General features: G+C 29.6%; 9 protein-coding genes. 7 read left to right on the top strand and 2 right to left on the bottom strand.

What is annotated here, in order from left to right; all coding sequences use genetic code 11:
- Window positions 1–6: 6 nt before the first annotated feature.
- Window positions 7–1,023, top strand: coding sequence for a serine/threonine-protein kinase (locus JYG23_RS08965; RefSeq protein WP_207235323.1), 1,017 nt, complete (start codon window positions 7–9; stop codon window positions 1,021–1,023).
- Between the two features lie 108 nt (window positions 1,024–1,131).
- On the top strand, window positions 1,132–2,835 hold the full coding sequence (locus JYG23_RS08960) for a M3 family oligoendopeptidase (RefSeq protein WP_207235321.1): 1,704 nt from the start codon (window positions 1,132–1,134) through the stop codon (window positions 2,833–2,835).
- Between the two features lie 62 nt (window positions 2,836–2,897).
- On the opposite strand, the gene JYG23_RS08955 is transcribed toward JYG23_RS08960, so the two are convergent.
- Entirely contained in the window at window positions 2,898–4,439 is a 1,542-nt protein-coding gene (locus JYG23_RS08955) for an amidohydrolase (RefSeq protein ID WP_207235320.1), read from the bottom strand.
- Between the two features lie 174 nt (window positions 4,440–4,613).
- Here JYG23_RS08955 and JYG23_RS08950 point away from each other — a divergent pair, with 174 nt between their 5' ends.
- Genes JYG23_RS08950 through JYG23_RS08940 form a run of 3 tightly spaced genes read left to right on the top strand, consistent with a single transcriptional unit; the run spans window position 4,614 to window position 6,572 of the window.
- The gene (locus JYG23_RS08950) at window positions 4,614–5,012 is read left to right on the top strand and encodes a hypothetical protein (RefSeq protein ID WP_207235318.1); all 399 of its coding nucleotides are present in this window, start codon (window positions 4,614–4,616) and stop codon (window positions 5,010–5,012) included.
- Window position 5,013: 1 nt separating this feature from the next.
- Complete coding sequence (locus JYG23_RS08945) at window positions 5,014–5,565, top strand: metalloregulator ArsR/SmtB family transcription factor (RefSeq protein WP_207235317.1); 552 nt, start codon at window positions 5,014–5,016, stop codon at window positions 5,563–5,565.
- Between the two features lie 5 nt (window positions 5,566–5,570).
- On the top strand, window positions 5,571–6,572 hold the full coding sequence (locus tag JYG23_RS08940; RefSeq protein WP_207235313.1) for an aminopeptidase: 1,002 nt from the start codon (window positions 5,571–5,573) through the stop codon (window positions 6,570–6,572).
- 60 nt (window positions 6,573–6,632) lie between these two features.
- Here the strand turns inward: JYG23_RS08940 and JYG23_RS08935 are convergent, their stop codons facing one another.
- A complete protein-coding gene (locus JYG23_RS08935) occupies window positions 6,633–8,324 on the bottom strand; it encodes an ABC transporter ATP-binding protein (RefSeq protein ID WP_207235311.1) in 1,692 nt (563 codons plus the stop codon).
- A gap of 549 nt (window positions 8,325–8,873) precedes the next feature.
- Here JYG23_RS08935 and JYG23_RS08930 point away from each other — a divergent pair.
- Together JYG23_RS08930 and JYG23_RS08925 are read left to right on the top strand one after the other, a co-directional pair.
- On the top strand, window positions 8,874–13,643 hold the full coding sequence (locus tag JYG23_RS08930; RefSeq protein ID WP_207235309.1) for a fibronectin type III domain-containing protein: 4,770 nt from the start codon (window positions 8,874–8,876) through the stop codon (window positions 13,641–13,643).
- Between the two features lie 12 nt (window positions 13,644–13,655).
- Window positions 13,656–22,085, top strand: a complete 8,430-nt coding sequence (locus JYG23_RS08925; RefSeq protein WP_207235308.1) for a S8 family serine peptidase — start codon at window positions 13,656–13,658, stop codon at window positions 22,083–22,085.
- The last annotated feature ends 26 nt before the right edge of the window (window positions 22,086–22,111 follow it).

The following is a 22,111-nucleotide window of genomic DNA, read 5'->3' as shown; positions in this document are numbered from 1 at the left end:
GATACAATGATAATTGAAGATAACTATTTTAATGACACATATAAAATAATTAGCTTGCTTGGTTCGGGTGGAAGTGGCACGGTATATAAAGCATATCATACTAGATTAGAAAAATATGTAGTAATTAAAGAAATAAAGAATAATGTAAATAATAAATTTAATGATCGTGCAGAGGTTGATATACTTAAAAACTTAAGGCATATGTACTTACCACAGGTTTACGATTTTATTAAAAAAAAAAATAAATTTTACACAGTAATGGATTTTATAGAAGGAAAAAGCTTTTGTGAAGAATTGAAATGTAGGAAGAGATTTCCACAAAAAAAAGTAATAAAGTGGGGAATACAGTTATGTGAGGCATTGGACTATTTACACAGTATGCAAATTCCAATTATTCATAGTGATATAAAACCAGCAAATATTATGTTAACTAATGACGATAATATTTGCTTGATAGATTTTAACGTTTCGCTTTTATTTAGCAATGCAGCAAATATTGTAGGGTATACAATGGGATATTCTCCACCAGAACAACGCTCAATGTTTAATGTTTGCAATAGATTAGAAATCAAAAGAAATCTAAATATTGATAATAATAAAAGTGAGCATACAGAATTGCTTGAAAGTATCAATTATCAAGAAAACCAAGAGGATACTAATGTTTGCGATAATAATAATACGGTGACTAAAACACTAGTATTTAAAAATGTAAATACAATTTGCAGTGATTTCGAGCAGCTTAATTGTGGCAGAGTTACATATAAAAATTACGATAAGAGTACCAGAATAGATAATAGGTCAGATATTTATAGCTTAGGGATTACGTTATATAAATTATTAACTGGTGAAATGCCTAAGTTTAATAAAAGCAATGATTGTGTATTTGATATTTTTAATATTAATATTTGTAAAGACTTAAAAAAAATAATTATTAAGGCAGTTAAATACGATGCAGATGAAAGATATCAAAATGTTAACGAATTAAAAAGAGACCTTGATAAATTAGTATATAAAAAAATGTAGATTGACATTGATGTGTATAGCATATAAAATTATAAATAGAAAATAATACATTAAAATATAATATTTACATAAAATATATTTTCTGAAAAAATCTTGGAGGTATGTATAATGAACAAATTTAATCAAATCAATTATATCAGACCTAATATAAAAGAATTGAAAATAGATTTTAATTACTTAATAAAAGATTTAAAAAAAGCAAAATCATATGACAGATTTAAACAAATTTATTTGGATTCACAAGAAAGTGTGTTAGATTTTATAACTTCATATATGCTGTCAAGCATACGTAATAATATTGATACAACGGATAAATTTTATGAAGATGAAATGAAATTTTTCAATAATACATTACCAAAAACAATGATGTTACTTAAAAAGCTAAATAAGGTTTTAATAAATTCTGAATATAGAGAAAAACTTGAAGAAGATTTTGGTAGTCAAATGTTTAGAATTACTGAAGCATCCTTAAGCACTATGAAAAATAGAGTTATTGTGAATTTAATCAAAGAAAACAACCTTTGTACAGAATATTCTAAAGAAGCCGCTGCATGTAAAACTACATTTGAAGGAGAGGAATGTAATTTTTATGGGCTTTTGAAACATATGGAAAGTATAGATAGACAGGAAAGAAAAGAGGCATATTGTGCATGGGCTGGTTTATATCAAAAGGTATCACCTCGTCTTGATGAAATTTATGATAAGCTAGTGCGTAATCGTTCTAAAATGGCTAAAAAATTAGGATTCAAGGATTATACAACACTTGCATATCTTCAAAGAAATAGATTTGATTACAAGCCAGAAGATATTAAAAAGTTTAGAGATAATATTAAAAAATATGTTGTTCCAGTTTGCGAAAAACTGATTGAACAGCAAAAAGATAGATTAGGAATAGATGAAATAAAGTATTATGATGAAAAAATATTATTTACAGATGGAAATGCAATTCCTATAGGGGATAGAGAAGAATTAGTTACCAAGGCTCAAAAAATGTACAGGGAACTTTCCAGTGAAACTAAAGAGTTTTTTGACTTTATGGTAAATTATGAGTTGTTTGACTTAGAGACAAAGCCTAATAAACACCTTGGAGGATATTGTACTGCTTTACCAAAATATAAAGCTCCATTTATATTTTCAAATTTCAATGGAACGAGTGCTGATATAGATGTTCTAACACACGAGGCAGGCCATGCATTTGAAGCATTTACTGCAATGAGAACACAAAAAATATTTAATAACTGTTACTCAACGAGTGAAATAAACGAGATACACTCAATGGCAATGGAATTTTTCACGTATCCATGGATGAAAGAATTCTTTGGTGAAAGTGTTGACAAATATTATTACTCACATCTTGTTGATAGTATAATGGTTATACCTTATATAGCTTGCGTTGATGAATTTCAACATAAGATATATGAAATACCAAATATGAGTGCATTGAAAAGACGTGAAATATGGAGAGAATTAGAAAAAGAGTATATGCCATGGCGTGATTATGATGGAAATGAGTTTTTAGAAAATGGTGGATTTTGGATGCAAAAGCAACACATTTTTCTATATCCGTTCTATTACATTGATTATGCGCTTGCACAAATTTGTGTTTATGAATTATACGGTCGTATGAAGGAAGACAAGGAAAAAGCTTGGAATGATTATTATGAATTATGCAAAGCTGGAGGAAGCAAGGGATATTTTGAACTACTAAAACTTGCTAATTTGAAAAATCCTTTTGAAGAAGAAACAATGAAAGAAGCTATAAAGGTAGTTACTAATGAATTAAACTTAGAGGAAGAATCAATTAAATTATAAATAATATATAAATAGTAAAAGGGAGAAAAGTGGTGTAATGACTTATCTCCCTTTATTTTATACTAAAGCTTGAAAACAGTTTTCCCTTCTTTGATAGTTTCAAGAACCTTTATATTTTTGATTTTATTGTATTCAACCTTTAGGGGATTACTGTCTAAAATGACTAAGTCTGCAAGCTTACCGTGCTTTAAGCTTCCCTTTATATTTTCTTCAAAATATTGATATGCCGCATTTATTGTAACTGCTTTTAAAGCATCTAAAGGTGTTATTCTTTGATTAACGCCCAGTATTCTTCCTTCTTTTGTTATTCTGTTTACAGCATAACAAATAGTTTCTAACATATTAATTTCAATTGTAGGAGGATTTTGATGAAATGTAAATAACACATTATTTCTGACTGCTGAACCTGTTATATTAATTTGACTCGCTCTTTCAAGCCCAAAATTTTTTATTAATATATCTCCCGAATAAAATATATTTGCAACTAAAAATGATGGTATAATATCTAATTTTTTTGCTTCTATTAATTGTTCTTCTGTTAGTAGTTGAGCATGAATTATGACAGGTCTAATGTTATGTTTGCGTTTAGAAGAATTAAATGCTTTCTTATAACATTCAATATATTGTTTAGCTGCAGCATCACCATTGCAGTGTGCTAATACTTGCATATTGTCAGATATTGCTTTTTTAAAATCTATAGTCAATGAAAAGTCCTTATAATAAGGCTTACCGTTATGATTTTCAGTATCCTTATATTGTTCAAGCATCCAGGCGGTTTTATTATGTGGAGATCCATCCAAAAATATTTTATATCCACCAATTTTGAATCTGTTATTATATTTTTTTATACTTTCATCAAATTTTTCTAAAATTTTATTACCGTTTTTAATGTCAATATATCCTACAAGGTCTAACTTTAATAGTTTAGCCTGTATTATTAGAGTTAATATCTTATCCATGGAGTCAACCAACGTTCCCTCCTGCATGGTAGTTATACCAAAGCTCGCGTATTTTTCTTGTACCTTTAATATAGCATTTTTAAAATCATTAATAGATGGTATAGGAATTTTCTGAAGGTTTGCAGTGAACTGTTCCTCTTTTAAAAAACCATCATTTATTTTATCTATTTTCAATATTTCTAATGCTTTTGAATTTAACACTCCAGAATACCCAGATTGGTGCTGAAGAACTACAGGGTTATTTGGAAGTATACTGTCCAATATTTTAGCAGTTGGAGGTTTCTTTTCCTTTAAAAAATCATCGTCATAATTACTTCCAATTATCCATTCTCCATCTTTTATATGATTATCTTCTTTATATGAAATTAGTAATTTTTTAATATCATCAAAGCTTTCGGCATCTGAAAGATTAGCATATAAAAGTGAAAACACGTACTCAAAAAAAAGACTGTGCGTATCTATAAAAGCAGGCATTAGTGTTTTTTTCTGTAAATCAATCATTTCTGCATCATTATATATATATTTTTCTATTTCTTTTTTAGCACCAACACAAACTATCTTATCATTTTCAATTAGTAAATAGTCTGCATACATCTCATTTTCTAAAGTTATTATATCTCCATTAAAGTAACATTTTTGTGGCATTTATTTTCTCCTGATAATTTATTATTAGTATATTTTATCCTTAATTGCTCTAAAAAATCACAATATAAGTAATTAATATTATAAAATATTTAATTAGATAAACATAAAAATAGATTGACATATTTTAATTTTATAATTATAATATAAAATATAGGAAATAGAGGAGGTATTAAATTGAAAAATTTAGAAGACTTAATAAAAAGCTATACAGGAATTGTAATTAAGAAAAAAGAAGAATGTATTATAAAGCATGATAACCTGATTAAGGATAACAGAAAGGATGAGGCTGATTTAGAAAAAATAAAAGCTAATATCTATGATATTTTTACTACAATGGTTACTGCTACAGAAAAACAAATCAATAATAAAAAGATTTTATCAGAAGAAGAAAAATATAATGATTTTTGCATTTCATATCTAAAAATATTTGACAAAATACCTGCTTCATGGAGAGCTAAATTAGAAAAGGCAAAAAAGAATAATGCTGTAATCGAAAGCGTAATCGAAGAAGTAAAACTATCAGTAGCAGATGAATTGAGAAATATATTTAAAAAATTAATGGAGGAAAATTAATATGACAGAAGCTGATTCAATAAAATTATTTAAATGTTTGTCAGATAAATCAAGGCTGTTGATACTTAAATGTCTAATAAAAGAACCAATGTATGTTGAGCTTTTATCTAAAAGATTACAGCTCACTCCATCTACTATTTCGTTTCACTTAAAGAAACTTGAGGATGCAAATATAGTTCAATCTCGTAAAGAACAATATTATACTGTTTACTCAATAAATGAAGATGTTTTGAAGCATTCAATTATAGATATAATTAAAGAAGAAGCATCAGAAGAGAATTTGCAAAATCAAAGGGAAGAGCAGTACAGAAAAAAAGTTATAGAAAATTTCTTTGAGTATGGCAAGCTTAAAGTAATACCGGTGCAACGTAAGAAAAAGCTAATTGTATTAGAAAAAATTGCCCTAGCATTTGAAATAGGAAAAAAATATGCAGAAAGAGAAGTAAATATAATTATAGCAGATTATAATGATGATTTTTGTACAATCAGGCGTGAAATGATTGCCGAAAAAATATTTAAAAGAGAAGATGGAATTTACGAAAGGCTGAGGTAAAAATAATGATAGAATTTAATAATTTAATAATTGAAAAACTAGTAAAAGCTATTGAAATCAAAGAAGGAGAACTTGTACTGCTACATTTCTGGGGAGATGATAAGGACAGAGATGTTTTACACAACTTTAGTTGTAAGGTATCCAAGTTAGGAGCTACACCTTTTGAATTTCAACAATCCAGAGAAACCAATTGTAATGTATTTAATGTTGCAAAAGAAACTTGTTACAATGAAAAATACTATAATTTATTTAAAGGATTTGATGTTATAATTGACATTTGTATGTATAAACCTGTGATTCCTTCACAAAACTTAAGTAAAGAGAAGTTTAATTTATATAGAGAGTATATGTCTAAAACATTTGATGTGTTAAGTGATATGAAAAAATTTGTTCAGATTAGAATACCCACAGAACAGTTGGCAAAGGAATCAAATATAGAACCCAAATTGTTTATTGAAAAAATGACAAATGCATACAACATTGATTATGATGAACTAAAAAAAGAATGCCTGCAAAAAGTAGAAAGTATAAAAAATAAATCATCTGTATGCATAAAAACAAGCCAAAATTGTGAATTGAAATTATCACTTGATAATAGGAAATGGTTTGTTGATGCTGGGGATGGTGATTTACCGTGTGGAGAGATAAGCATAGCTCCTATAGAAGATAAAACAAACGGAACAATATATTTTGATAAACTTTATTTGGATGATGATTTTACAGTTGAAAAAGTTATATTAACCGTTGAAAATGGAAAAATTATATCATCAGATTCAAACGAATTTAACGGATTTTTAAAAGAATTACCTCCTAATGGTAATATAATTGGTGAATTAGGGATTGGTATGAATAAAAATGTTACTGAATTAATTGGATATGAGGTTTTAGATGAAAAAATGTATGGCACATTCCATTTGGGTATTGGAATGAATACATTATTCGGTGGACAAAACAAATGTGTTATGCATATGGATTTTGTAGGTACTGGAAAAATAATGTTTGATTAAAACTAAGCACAGGAATGGCTATTTCCTGTGCTTAAAGAGTCGAAATTCAACTTGTATATACTAACTATTTAATTCATTAGCATTAACTTGTTCATGTTCATGAAAATATTCCTTGTTTAATAAAAGTTCTTCATATGTCCCACATTCTTCTATAGTTCCATCTTCTATAACTAATATTTTATCAAATTTTTTTAAATCTTCATTTATTGTATGTGTAATCATTATAACTGTTAGGGGTTCAATATTTACAAAGGTCTCTATTAAATTTTTTGATGTTTTTTTATCTAAAGCCGAGTTTGGTTCATCTGCTAATAAAATATCTATATTCTTTAACAACTCTCTAATAATTATTATTTTTTGCTTTTCACCACCAGATAAAGATTTCGAGTTATTATTTTCTTCACTTAAATTAGAGCAATCATAATTTATCTTATCTATATTAAATACATCATATAGATTATCTTTAATTTCTTCATTTACGCTTGTATTTTCTTTTCCCTTAATAAATATGTTTTCTTCAATGGATTTATTAAAAAGATAAAGATCTTGGTCTATATAACCGATTCTATTAAAATAATCTTTTTCATCAATTTCATTTAATAAAGTGTTATTAAAATATATATTGCCAGTATAATTATCAAGTACTTTAGCTAAAATTTTGACTATAGTACTTTTTCCACTTCCGTTTTTACCAACAATAGCATATTTCTTACCTTTCTCAAAAGTATAATTAATATCATTTAGTGTTTCAATTTCTGAAGTAGGATAACTAAAAGATACATTTTTTAATTGTAAAGAATTAAATTCTTCACTTTTAAATAAATGTTTACCCTCTACGTATTCTTCAGACAAAATCTTATTGCATTTATCTTTTATATATTTTACGGATTTTATTTGGTTAAATAGCATCATTAATGACATAAATGGATTAGTTACATTTGTTATTAAATTTGTTAAAGCAAATATCATTCCGACAGTTATTAAATTTTTAGATACGAGTATTCCTCCTAATCCAAAAACTGCAACTATTAAAAAATTCAACATAAACTGTAGGCTACTATTAACTAAAATTGAATAGTTGTTTAGTGATAATTTAGAGTATTCCATTTTTTTAACATAGTCATTACTTTCGCTTAAAAACTTATTTTCTAAATTCCAATGTTTTATGATTTTAAAACCATTCAATATTTCAAGATATTTTGTTGTAGCTAATTCATTATTTTTACTGACGTGTTTACTTCTAATTTCTACTTTTTTCATTAATGCAAAAGGAATTAGTACAGAAAGAGCTAAAATAACAACTAAAACTATCAAATATAAAGGATTGATTATTATTATTCCTGTAATAGATAAAACAACAAGTACAATTTTTTCTAAAAGCTCAAATTTTGGCATGATGTAGTTTTTTTCAAGCATGTTTATGTCATTAAACAAAAATGATATATATTCGCCTATTTCTTTTTTATTAAAACTTGTAATTGATAATGCAAATATTTTTTCACTTAGTCTAGATTTTAGAGATATAACAGTATGCGCAACATATTTGTTTTTTTGTCGTGAATATATATAACCTGTTATAATTTGAAATACTACGATACATATTAAAAATATTAAATTTTTTCTAAATAATATAAAATTATTTTTAGTTAAATTATCAATAATACCTATAAATGATAAAGCAAATAAAACAGTCGATAAGCTATTAATAACAACTAATATAAAAATATAAATTTTCATTAAAATTTTCTTCATTTTTAACCCCTTCACAATGTAATAGAATATTTCTATTCTGTCCGTGCTCTGCTTTTACCACCACAAATATCTACAATTTAAATTTTTGTTTTGTAGCATATGACAGAAATATACAATTTATAACATAATATCATAAAACACATCTACAAACAATAACATTTATGGAAATAATTATATAAACAATGACAAAAATTATGAATATGTAAAAAAAACGATAAAAAGCACAGGAATGTCTATTTCCTGTGCCTTTTTACCAATATGCTTGCAATTTCAAAATTTGTAGTAGTAAGAAGATTAGTGTGAATTGAATTATGATATTTGGTGTTAAAACATGTAAAATAAGTATAATAGTGTCGAATAAAGTCGAATACCGTCTAACAATATATGTTGAAAAAGTAAAAAATATACAATATAATTAACTTTGTTAGTTTGTTGATTTTTGTTGTTTTTTCGGCTATTTTGTAATAATTAAAAATATATTAAATAAAAGTTTAAAAATTAGAGGATCAATATCCTCTTAGTTACCAGATATTTTTAAGGAGGTTTAATATGAAAAAAAGAATAAAAAAATTGCTTATAGTTTTACTTTGTATTATTATTCAAATTAATTTTGTACAAGGTGCATTTGCAGAAACTGCTTATGCTTATAACCCAATCGGAACATCTACAACTGTACAAAAAGTAAGTTATGTGACACCCTTACCACCTATAGAAGGGTTACATCACAAATTCGTACGTGAATATGGTCCCCATACAGAAAAGGGGCATAGAGTTTATGAAGTATGTGCAATATGTGGTGAAAAAGTTGATAAAGGATATTATGTCAAACTTCAAAACTGTGCTTCTTGTTACAATCCCCCTACTGTTACTATAAGAAACTTATCTTATAATACTACATTAGGTAGTGAGGATACAGATTTTAAACTACAAATAGATGTTAGTGATAATGATAATAGTACACTTTTATGTGAATACATTGTAAATGAGCCTTCACCACCTGGTTCAGCATTATATTCAATTGGCCAATTAGCTTTTAGTGAAGCATTATATTCAATTAATAGTATAACTGAAATACCCGATCTTATAATTCCAAAACCACCTATATATGTAAATGAAAATAGTGAAATTGTACATGATACTAAATCAACTAAAACTGTTACTTTTAGTAAAGGCATTGACGCTACAAAACTAAAGCAAGGAATAAATACAATTACTGTTAAGGTTAGAATCACTGATGATACTGATAGTGGAATAATCTTGCCTAACTCAGGATATGCAGCCGTTGTACAAAAATTATTTAGGGTTGATACTGAAGCACCTGTTATAAATAAATGCTCAGTATCTACTACATATAATAGTGCAAATATTTCTGTTTTTGCAAATGATATATCAGCACCAATAGAGTATAGATATACTGTAGGTTCTAATGTAACGGGGTGGTTACCTTCCCATAGTTCCTATAGTATAGGTAATCTTTCTCCACTTACTAAATATTCGTATAAGGTGGAGGCAAGAGATATAAAGGGCAATATATCTTCTCCATTTAACAGTACATTTACTACAAAGACTCAAGCTCCGTCAACAAGCCTTATAGCAGGCAACAATAACTCAATAAAAATAAATATTTCAGATGCGAACCCTATTGATATATTATATAAAATAAAGGTTGGTAATAAATATTTATCCAGCAATGGGACATTATCTGAAAACGCTGTTTGGATACAACTTCCGTCAAAGACTATCACAGCGACTAATTTAGCGGGTAACACAGAGTATAAAATTATCGTATATGCAAGAGACAGAGAAAACGGTACTGAAGCTGTAAGTCAAGAAGCAAGCATTAAAACAACACCATTAGCTCCGGTAGGGTTAACTTGCACAAATAAGACAAATAATTCAATAAGCTTAACATGGAATTCTTCGCAGGGAGCTTATGTATATGATTTATTAAGAGAAACCGTAGTTAATGGCTCTGTAACTGAAACAAAACAAATAGATAATATTATGGTAACCTCATATACTGATACAGGTTTATTAACTAATCAAACTTATAGGTATAAAATTCGAGGGAAATCAAACTTAACTACATATGGGAATTGGAGTGAAACTGCTCTTGATGTTATTACCACACCTAATAGACCATCAAAAGTATTAGGAGTGAAAGCTGCTTTACAGTCTTCCAATATAAATTTGAGTTGGACAGCTCAGTCAGAAGCAGTAGGCTATGAAATTTTAATAAATGAACAACAGAAACAATATTCTCAAACTAACAAAATTAATATACCGTTTACTTTACCTAATAAACAGTATTTGTTATCTGTTAGATGTTTTAATGTATGCGACACCAATAACCCTTACGATACAACAAAATGGACTAATGAAGGAGAGTGGAGTGAGCCTTCAATAATTTATACATCGTCAAATATACCAAAAAATATTGTTATTAATAATGTAACATTTGATAACGTTCAATTTACATGGGATAAAAATAATAACCCTAATTCAGTTTTGTATAAATGCAGTTTATACAAAGGTGATAATCTAATAAATGAATCAAATGAAATTAATACCAATAGTTATAGTTTTTCAGGATTGGATGCTCAAACTCAATATACTGTAAAAGTTTGTTCTATTAATAGCAATGGAGTCAAATCATCTGGTATAGCAGAAAAAGTATTCAGTACTAAAATTGCACCTCCTGATGCTCCAAGTCAATTAAGATCTTCTGCTAAGGATAAACAAATCACTCTTTCTTGGGAGCAAAGTGCAAGAGCAAAATTTTACATAATTAAGAGAGATGGCGTTGTTATAGCTGATAAAATAACTGATAATAAATTTCTTGATACTGGACTTACACCAAACACAACATATACTTATGAAATTATTGCTTCAAATGAATCTGGAGTCTTAGTGGCAAAAATTACTCAAAAAACTAAAGGTGAAGCTCCTACCATTCCTGATGGAATTAAATTCAATAGATTTAATACATATACTCAAGTTTCATGGAATGAAGTAAATGGTGCAAATGGCTATGATATAAAGTGTGATGGTAAGATATACAATACAGAATTAAATACTAATTTTGAGCATAATGGATTAACCCCTGGAAGTGTTCACACTTATAGCATAAGAGCAAGAAATATATTTGATAATGGTAAATGGAGTACACCTGTTACTATAAAAACAATTTCTAGTGCTCCTATTATGCCTAATGGAATTGAACTAACTGCAACACAAACAAAAATTAATATTTCTTGGAATTCAGTGAATAATGCTGATTCATATGTTGTTAATATAGATGGAAACGAAATAAGAGGAATAAGTATACCTGAATATACTTATTCATTTGATCCTTCAGTTGCCTCTGAATCAGAGCATGTTGTCAAAATTATGGCTGTCAACGAAGGTGGGGATAGTGGCTATGCAGCACCACAAAGTATAAAACTATTACCTAGAGTAGCAGATGCCCCTGAAATTACTGGTAATGTAGAGGGCGCAGCAATATGTATTAACTGGAATAGTATTGAAAATGCATCAAGTTATAAAATAGAAATTGATAATGCAACTTGTACTACTACATCGGCTATAACTACATCATATATTGACTCTGTTTCAAGTTTGACTCAACCTCATACGTATAAAGTAAGAGCACTTTTTGATGAAAGAGAAGGTGGTTGGAGTTATCCTGTAACAGTAAAAGCCATTCCTACTGCTCCTTCACAAGTTTTAGGAACTTCTGGACAAAATATTGTTACTATACAATGGAGTAAATGTGATGTGGCAAATATATACGAATTATCTGCTGATGGCGTAATAATTTATTCTGGACCAAATACTACATTTATACATTCGTCATTATTGGATAATTCAACTCACAACTATTCAGTAAGAGCGGGCAATCAAAGTGGCTATAGTGAATGGAGTGAATCTATAACAATTACAACAAAAAGAGAAATAACAAGTATACCGCAAAATATTAAACCTTCAAAGATTAACCAAGGTTCAATAGTAGTTTCATGGGATTCAGTAAAAGATGCTAAAGGATATATGGTGAAAATAAATGGTGGACAATCTCAAAATGTAGATGTACCTATGATTAGCATAGCTACAACTCCACAAGCATTTTATGCAGTTAGAGTTGCTGCCGTACTTGATTATGAGCAAAATATACTGGGAGAATGGTCGCACGAAATATCTTTTTCAGGACCTCAGGCAATTCCTGAAGCTCCTATACTAGAAAATATAAATGCAACAGAATTTGCTATTGAATTAAATTGGAATAATGTAGCTAATGCACAAGGATATGAGGTAGAAATTGAAAATAATAAAATTGTAAAAGTTTACTCAAATGCATATCATGATTTTGATATTCCTCCGAAAACAACACGTAGTTACAGAATTCGTTCATATAACGAATCAGGGTCAAGTATTTGGAGTGAATCAATATCTGCCTCAACAAACGAAGCTTTACCTGGTGCACCTATAAATATATTATGTAAAAATAGTTTAACTACTACCGGTGCTGCAATTAGCATTGATTGGAATGATGTTAAAGATGCTATTTCTTATGAAGTAAAGGATTCCAGTGGTAATAGCTATACAACTACAGATTCTACAATTACTATAGATGGACTAACAAATGGTACCTTATATCAATTCCAAGTGAGAGCATTGACTACAGTAGGACAAGGACCGTGGGGCAGTACTGTATATTGTGTTACAGATATTTCGACGCCAAAAAATCTTATAGTATCAAATGCGGAAGATGGAGGAATACAGTTGAAATGGGATACATCCAAAGGAGCATCACAATATGAGATTGAAATGGATGGAGTAATTGTTGCTACAACCGAAGAATCAAGTATAAATATATTACAAGCAGGTCGTTATTTGACTCATTCATTTAGGATAAGAGCTTTAAATACATTTAAAACTAGTGAGTGGACTGAGCAACTAATGTACAATCAAAATATTCCTCTACAAGTAACTATTGATGAAGGGGAAGAATTTTCGATTATGATGCCTGTATCTAATGTAAAAGATATTAATCAATATAAAATGACAATAGCTATTAATACAGATGAGTTGGTCTTAGTTGATGTATGTGAATTTACACCTGAGCTGGATACTACTACAACTTATTTTAAAGACAACAATATGCAGATAATTGTTGAAAATAAAGATAACCTTTGTTATATTACTATTTTTGTTAAGAATAAAAGTGTAAGAGAAATGACAGGTATTATTAATAGTATAAAGTTTGTTGGAAAGAAAAAATGTACTAGCCAAATAAATTACAATGTAAGCATACAACAATAAGAGGGGGATAATATGTGTAAATTCAAAAAAATAATAGCTAAAATTTTAACCGTTGCTATTTTAGTAGCTCAAGTAACATGTGCACCAAATGTATTTGCAGAAAATGTTAGTCATGAAAAAAATGAAATGACTAAAAAAATAGTTGCTCTTGATTCACAAAGGTCTAATGAAAAAACAGATATAATTATTAAATACAAAAGTGAATCTAGTAATTCTAAAATGCACAATAATATAAAAAGTAAATTAAAGCTTAAAAAGTTTATTGAGAAAAAGAATTTTAAGTCAAAGCGTATTAGTATATTAGAAATTGATAAAACAGATGACATTAGCAGTGTAATTGAAGAGCTAAAAAAAGATCCTAATGTTGAATACGCACAGCCAAACTACCCGCTTACAATAACCAGTACACCAACTGATGAGAAATTTTTACTTCAATGGGGTTTGTTAAACAGTGGTCAAGAGGTAAGAGGAAAGATTGGCAGAAGTACTGTTGACATTAATGCATTAAATGCATGGGATCTATCAACAGGTGAAAATGTAGTAATTGGTGTGTTAGACAGCGGAATAGACATTACACATTCTGACCTTAAGGATAATGTTTATGTAAATCAAAAAGAAATACCTGGAAACGGAATAGATGATGATGGCAATGGATACATTGATGATATCAATGGATGGAACTTTAGTGATGATATGAATACTGTGTATTCCTCACCAGAAGAAGATGTTCATGGTACTTATATTGCAGGTATAATTGCTGCTAGTGCAAATAACAGTGGAGTAGTGGGTGTAGCACCAAAAGTAAAAATATTACCGTTAAAGTTCATTAATGCTACCACTGGATATACCAGTGACGCAATTGAAGCAATAGAATATGCAAAAAATATGGGTGTAAATATTATTAACTGTAGCTTTGGTGGTACAGATAATAATATTGCACTTAAGGAAGCAATGGCTGATAGTGGCATGTTATTCGTATGCGCAGCTGGAAATAGAGGAGGATATTCCAAATATTTTCCTGTTTACCCTGCAAGTTTTGATATTCCAAACGTAATTTCAGTAGGTGCAGTAGACTGTATGGGAATTTTGGCTACATTTTCAAACAGAGGAATTAACGTGGATGTTGCCGCTCCAGGTACAAGTGTATTAAGCACAATACCAGAGCAAGGCTATGACTATTATAGTGGAACTTCAGTATCAGCTGCTTATGTATCTGGAATTGCAGCTCTTGCAAAAAGTTATCTCCCTCAAAGTAGCATTGACGAAATAAAAGAAAGAATTATAAACAATGTAGTAAAATGTGATGCACTAAAATACATTATTGGCTCTGAGGGTAGAGTTGATGCATTTGCTACTTTGACAAATATTCCCCAGACTTTACCAGATACATATAACGGTCTTGGTGCTGGAGATGATATTCTTGCGGGTTCAGGAGAAGGAAGTCAAGATACATGGTATACAATGGATGAAAGAGCAAGAAATGCGGAAAGATTCCATTATGGAGAAGGTGGAGTAAATCCAGCTTCAGGAAATTATTCAGTTACATGTACAGACATGAGTATTCCTGCTCCAGGTTTTCAAGTGAATTTCAGTAGAACATATAACTCAAGAGACGAGAAACCTACTATGTTAGGTAGAGGGTGGACCTTTGGATTTGAAGGAAGAGCTTATGGTGGCGAAAACACTGTATATATTTGTCTGCCAGATGGAAGTACACATGTATTTAATAGAAATGGAGATAAATACGTTCCAGAAGGAACAAGAGCCTCATATGTAAAATTTTCTAATTCAAGTATATTATATACGAAGGACCAATACAAATATGGATTTAACGAATATGGTTATATGACATCTATGGAAGATAAAAATGGAAACAGAATTTCTATAAACTATCAAAATGGAAAAATAGATAATATAGTTGATACAGTAGGAAGACAATATAAACTTGAATACTATCCTACAAATGGACTCTTGAAAAGTATCACTGACCCTGAGTTAAGACAGGTTATATACGAATATAACTATAAAAATTTGCTAGTTAAGGTAATAGACCCAAATAGTCAAACATTACAATATGAGTATGATTCATCAAAATATCTTACAAAACTAATAGATGGCAATGCTCATGTGTTCCAAACCTTAAAATATAGTCACAATATGGGTGATGCACAAAATAAAATTTGTAAGACAATCGATGCAGCAGGTGAAACGTGGGTATACACATATGATGTAACAAATAGAAGAACAACAATATCAAATTCTGAAAACAAAAAATGGACATATGAATTTGATGTTGCTATGTATACAATCAGAGTTCAAGATCCTGAAGGACGTTCAGAGGTAACAAGCTATTGGTTTAATTCTAATATTAATCATTATGGAGATATCAAATCAAAAATAGACAGAAATGGAAATACGACCTTATTTGATGTTGACAATAAAGGTAATATTACAGGTATAACAAATCCTGACCAAATTACTGACCCTAATAAGAGTAAAAAACAGTTTTTTTATGATGAGAAAAATAATCTTATTAAGGAAATAAATGAAGTAGGACATAAAACCTTCTATATTTATGATAGCGAAACAAAAAAACTTCTACTAAAAAAGGTAAAACCTTTAAATGGTACAGATGAGTATGATGATAAAAATTCTGATTCAACATATAATAATAAGTTTGCAATAACAACATATGAATATTATACCAAGTCAGAAGCAAATCAGCTTTTTAGCTGTAATGTCGGAGGTCTTTTAAAAAGTACAACAGATCCAATAGGAAATACAGAAACATACACATATGATAATTACGGTAATATTAAAACCTATAAGAATAAGACTGGTGATATTACAACATATGAATATAATAAAATTGGGTGGAAGACAAAAGAGACATCGCCAAAGTTAGAAGTAATCAGTTGGGATTACGATAAAAATGGAAATATAATAAGAGAAAAACATCCAGATGGCGGAGTAACTAGAATAGTATACGACAATGCTGGGTATAAGATTTTGGAGGTTACACCTGAGCAATATGAGGCAGATAAGGACAATTTGCAGACAAGTCAATATACTGGTTTGATAGGTACAAAATATAAATGGTATGACAACGGTTATTTGGAATACACTGAAGATGCTTTAGGCAATAAAACAAAATATACCTATGATAAATTTGGCAACAAAATTAGTGAATTAAAGCCTAATAATGCATATTATAGATTCGAGTATGATGTATTAAACAGACCTACAAAAGTATATTTTAAAGATATGACTAAGCAATCTCCTGTTGAAATACTATTATCAGAAACTAGCTATAGTATATTACTTAATGGTAATAGTCAAAAAACAGACATAATATACTATGATAAAGATGGACAATCAAAGTCAACTACCATTACAATAACCGACTATGCAGGAAGAGTTGTAGAACAGCAATATCCTGATTTTACAAAGACTAAAACAATATACAATTATGATGGAACAGTTAAGGAAGAAATTTCAGCAAATGGTGCAAGTACAATATATAACTATGATGGTATGGGTAATGTAAGTGATATTTGGACACCAGTTTCGATAAAAGATGGAAATATCAAATATTCATGGACAAACTTTAGTTATGATAAAAATGGAAACATACTCAAGCAAGAGATAGGAAAACAGCTTGTTGAACTTAATGAAGTAACAAATGATACATACTACACGTTATCAAAATATGATAAAGACCGTATCATTGAACAAACTGGTTCTGATGGTAAAAAAAGCTCCTTTGAATATGATGTTAATGGCAACATAAGTAAAGAAATTAGATATGTGATAAATTCTAAAATTAAAGAACAAATAGTTTATCCTACTAATATAGAAAAGCCTATTGTTGATGAAATTATAGACAATGAAACTAAATATATATTAATCATTGAGACAAAAGAAACAGAATATCAATATAACTATATGAAAAAACCTACTGTTGTTACAAACTATGTACGAAGTGGAGATATTTTTGGAGAAAGTTATAAAGACGATAACCTAAAAAGCATTACAACCAAATATAGCTATGATAAAAATGGTAATATAAAAAGCATTACACAACCAGATGGAACAGTTACTGTGAATAATTATGACATATTAGATAGACTTTTATCTACAAGCACTACAGGAAAAAACAGCTCAGGTCAAACAATGACTGTTACAGCTTCAAAAACCTATACATGGAATGGTAAGGTTGAAACATCAACAGATGCAAACAACAATACTACTAGATATTTCTATGACACAATGGGTAACCTTGTAAAAACAATAGATGCAAAAAATAATATATCACTAATAAAATATGACCTAGCAGGAAGAAAAGTTGCAGAGGTTTCACCTAAAAATGTAGTTGGTACAGACATAAACTCAATGGAAAGAACAGAGTATACATACGATTCAATGAGCAGAGTTAAAACAAAAGCTGTCGTATTTAAAAAGTGGAATATGAATAACATAACATATAACTGGTCAAAGGACTTGACAAGAGTCGTTATTGCAGCATATGAATATGATATACTTGGAAATATAACAAAAAAACTTGATGCAATGGGATTTGCAGCTGGAACAGGTACTACTGATGATGAAAAAATATATACAGGCTATGGAACAACAAATACATATACATTATCAGGACAGCTAGAAACTACAAAAGACGCTGAATCAAAGAACAATAACCTACCATACTTTGTAAAATATGAATACAACGGACTTGGACAAAAAGTTAAAGAGACATACAGTGATGAAACAGAAATATCATATACATATAATGGCACAGGAAACCTATTAAGTAGTTATGTAAATGGAAAACAAAAAGGTAGTGCAAAATATGATTTACTAGGAAGAGTTATACAAACAAAAGATGGCATGGGTAATATTACAATAACAAAATGGAATGCTTTTGATAAAGTAGCATATGTTAAAACTCCAGATGATAATAACACTAAATCATATCCCCATCCATCAAAAACAACTGCTTTTCAATATGATGATTTAGGAAACCTTATGTATTCAAAAAATAGCCTTGGAAAGATAAATGAATATACATATGATTTTCTAAATAGACAAACATCAAATACTACACGCAATGAAGCATCAAGTGAAAGAATAACAACAACATATGGTTATGATGCAAATGGTAACAAAACATATGAAACAGATGGGAATGGTAATACAATAAATTACACATATAACGAGTTAAATCAGCTAAAATCAGCATCAATAAATGTTAGTGGGAAAAATAAGACAACAACATATACATATGATGCTAACGGTAACAAGATAAGTGAAACTGACTATCAAGGCAATACAACTCAATATGTGTACGATGGAATAAACAGACTAGTAGAGACTATAGATGCAACAGGAACAGTTATAGGACAAATGGAATATAACAATGCAAATGCACAGATACGAGTATATGATGCATTACATAATGTAACAGAATATGGCTATGATAAAAACCTTCGTCAGACATATGCAGAAGATGGAGAAGGACATATAACAAGACAAAGTTATGATAACAGAGGTAACGTTGCAGCCAAGACAGATGGAAGATACAATATTACAACATACAGATATGATGCAGAAAATAGACTTAAAAACGTAATAAATCCATTAGGTGAAACAACCACATATACCTACGACAATAATGGAAATATGATTACCCAGACAGACGGTAATGGAAATGTAACAACCTATGTATATAACGCAATGAATAAGCTTAGAAAAAAAATAGATCCTAATGGAATAAACAATGCAAGCAAAACAGAAAGCTATAAATACAGAGCAGACGGCTTGCTCAAAAGCAAGGTAGATAGAAATAGAAAAAAAACAACCTATACCTATGATATATTTGGTAGATTACTTAGTGAAAATGCAGATGGTGAGTTAAAAAGCTATACCTATGACAATAACGGAAATCTACTTACAATGACAGATTCTACAGGTACAACAACAAGAATATATGATGAGCAAAATAGAGTAACAGCTAAGACAGTACCAGTGATAGGACAAACAATATATCAGTATGATGTACCTAGCAATATATCAGGATATATAGTAGAAAAAACAATAGACCCTAAGGGGAATATATCAGAAAAAACATACGACAAAGTAGGTCGTTTATACAGTGTAAAAACTGGAGATAAAACAACAAAATATACCTACTATACAAATGGGAACAGAAAAAGTATAATATATCCAGAAGGAACAAAAGAAACATATACATATTACAAGGATAATAAGGTTAAAACACTTGAAAACCTAAAATCAGATGGAACAGTTCTACAAAGCTATACATATACCTATGATGCAGCAGAGAACCAAACATCAAAGACAACAAGTGATGGAACAACAATATATGAATACGACAGCCTAAACAGGCTTGAAAAAGTAACAGAGCCAAATGGTAAGATAACAAGCTATAGCTTTGATAAAGCAGGTAACAGAAAAACAGAGATAGTGATAGTAGGAGAAAACCTAACAGGCACAAGCTATATATACAATGAGCAAAACAGGCTGATATCCGCAGAAACAAAGCTATCAGATAAAAAGACAGAAAAAACAATATATGAGTATGATAATAACGGTAACTTAAAAAGTAAAACAAAAAGCATCATGACAATTACAGATGCAAATACACCTACTGACATACAGAACATGCCAAGCTTTGAACTTGAGATTATCAGAAGTACAGACAAAGGTTCAGGATCACAAGATTTAACCCTATATAGCTACGACAATTTCAATCGTCTGATAATGTTAAAAGAAGGCAGTACAACAAGCATATACAATTATAACGCAGAGGACTACAGGACAGAGAAAACAATAAACGGAGAAACGACACTCTACTTGTATGAGTCAGATAAGGTTATACTTGAAACAGATAATACAGGCAATCAATTAGCAAAGAATGTATATGGTACAAATCTATTATATCGATTAGTAGAGGAAATTGGTACATCACCAGAAGAAAAATACTACTATATGTACAATGCTCATGGAGATGTTACAGCACTTATATCACCAAATGGAGAAGTTAAAGGAACATATGATTATGATGCATTTGGTAATATAATAAGTCAAACAGGGGATGTAAATAACAATATAACCTATGCGGGCTATCAGTATGACAAGGAAACTGACCTATATTATCTAAATGCAAGATACTATGATAGTAAGATAGCAAGGTTTATAACAGAGGATAGTTATAGGGGTAATGCAAATGATCCGTTGAGCTTGAATGTATATACATATTGCCATAATGAACCAATAATGTACACTGACCCTACTGGACATTGGGAAAAGGGGGACAGTGAGTTATCTCCTGAAGCACAGGTACAGATTGCAGAGGCTACTGCAGAATACATAGCTGCCAAAAAACGTGGAGACGAACAGGGGATGATAGATGCTCATAATAAAGCTGAAGAAGCAAGAGCAGGAAACATACTTAACAACAGTTCGTTGACAAAGCAAGCGTTAAAAAATAAATTAGATTATATTATGGATAGTGAGTATGTTAGTAATGCTGCTAAACAAGATTTAAATTACTCTAAAATGGTGAATATAACTAGAAAATCAACTAATATAGTTCAAGCTTATTCACAAAATGAAGTTTTTATTAGCATAAATAGTGCAAGATTAAATTCTAATATGTATTATTTCGCAGGATTTGGAACAGTAATAACGGGAAATGGTCCTATTGGATGCTTTGAAGGACTTGCAAATCCAACAATTGAAGACATATTATCTAGAGTACCAGCTGGTTGTAAAAATATATTTAAATCAGATTCTAATTTCAGTGTAGGATACAGATTTAAATGGACAAATGAACAAGGAAATTGGGAAATATGGTGTCATGAACCATCTAAAAGAGCTCCGGCTGGTAGTAATTCTTCAAAAGGTTGGACTTATAGGGTGAGGGTGCGAAGGTCTGGAAATGGTAAGTGGTATCTTAAACAAGATGGTGCTTGGGTTAAAGAAAACGTTGGTAGGGAAAATAGTCCTTTCTATAATGACCGAGATTGGAATGAAACACATATACCAATGCAAGATCCTACAAATAATAATGACGATAATGATAATAACAATGTTGGAGGAAATGGTACTGGTATTGGCGGTTCAAATGAGGCTTTTTTTGATACAACGTTAGATGATACATTATCTTTGATTCAATTTTTACAAAGACCAATAGGAGAAGTTGTTTATGTGAAGAATTTAGGTAATGGTAATAGTAGGGTAGGTATACTACGTGATAATAAAGTGAATTATTATATTAAACCTTATGGAGGATATTTTATGAAAGATACTGGTGGAAATTATGAGAGTTATGATAGTCAGTTTTATTTTATGCTAATGCCAAATATACCACCTATTCCAACATTTCAATGGCTTTTACCAACAGTGCCAGTGTTTCCATAAAAAGAAAAAATGCTAAAAATATTAAT

It is taken from the genome of Sedimentibacter sp. zth1 (assembly GCF_017352195.1).
Lineage (GTDB): Bacteria > Bacillota > Clostridia > Tissierellales > Sedimentibacteraceae > UBA1535.
This window is presented reverse-complemented; position numbering and strand designations above follow the sequence as displayed.

Bases quoted from the DNA above. Each gene is read 5' to 3' on its own strand.
- JYG23_RS08960 (WP_207235321.1), top strand. From the start codon at position 1,132: ATGAACAAATTTAATCAAATCAATTATATCAGACCTAATATAAAAGAA.
- JYG23_RS08955 (WP_207235320.1), bottom strand. From the start codon at position 4,439: ATGCCACAAAAATGTTACTTTAATGGAGATATAATAACTTTAGAAAAT.
- JYG23_RS08945 (WP_207235317.1), top strand. From the start codon at position 5,014: ATGACAGAAGCTGATTCAATAAAATTATTTAAATGTTTGTCAGATAAA.
- JYG23_RS08935 (WP_207235311.1), bottom strand. From the start codon at position 8,324: ATGAAGAAAATTTTAATGAAAATTTATATTTTTATATTAGTTGTTATT.
- JYG23_RS08925 (WP_207235308.1), top strand. From the start codon at position 13,656: ATGTGTAAATTCAAAAAAATAATAGCTAAAATTTTAACCGTTGCTATT.
- JYG23_RS08965 (WP_207235323.1), top strand. From the start codon at position 7: ATGATAATTGAAGATAACTATTTTAATGACACATATAAAATAATTAGC.
- JYG23_RS08940 (WP_207235313.1), top strand. From the start codon at position 5,571: ATGATAGAATTTAATAATTTAATAATTGAAAAACTAGTAAAAGCTATT.
- JYG23_RS08930 (WP_207235309.1), top strand. From the start codon at position 8,874: ATGAAAAAAAGAATAAAAAAATTGCTTATAGTTTTACTTTGTATTATT.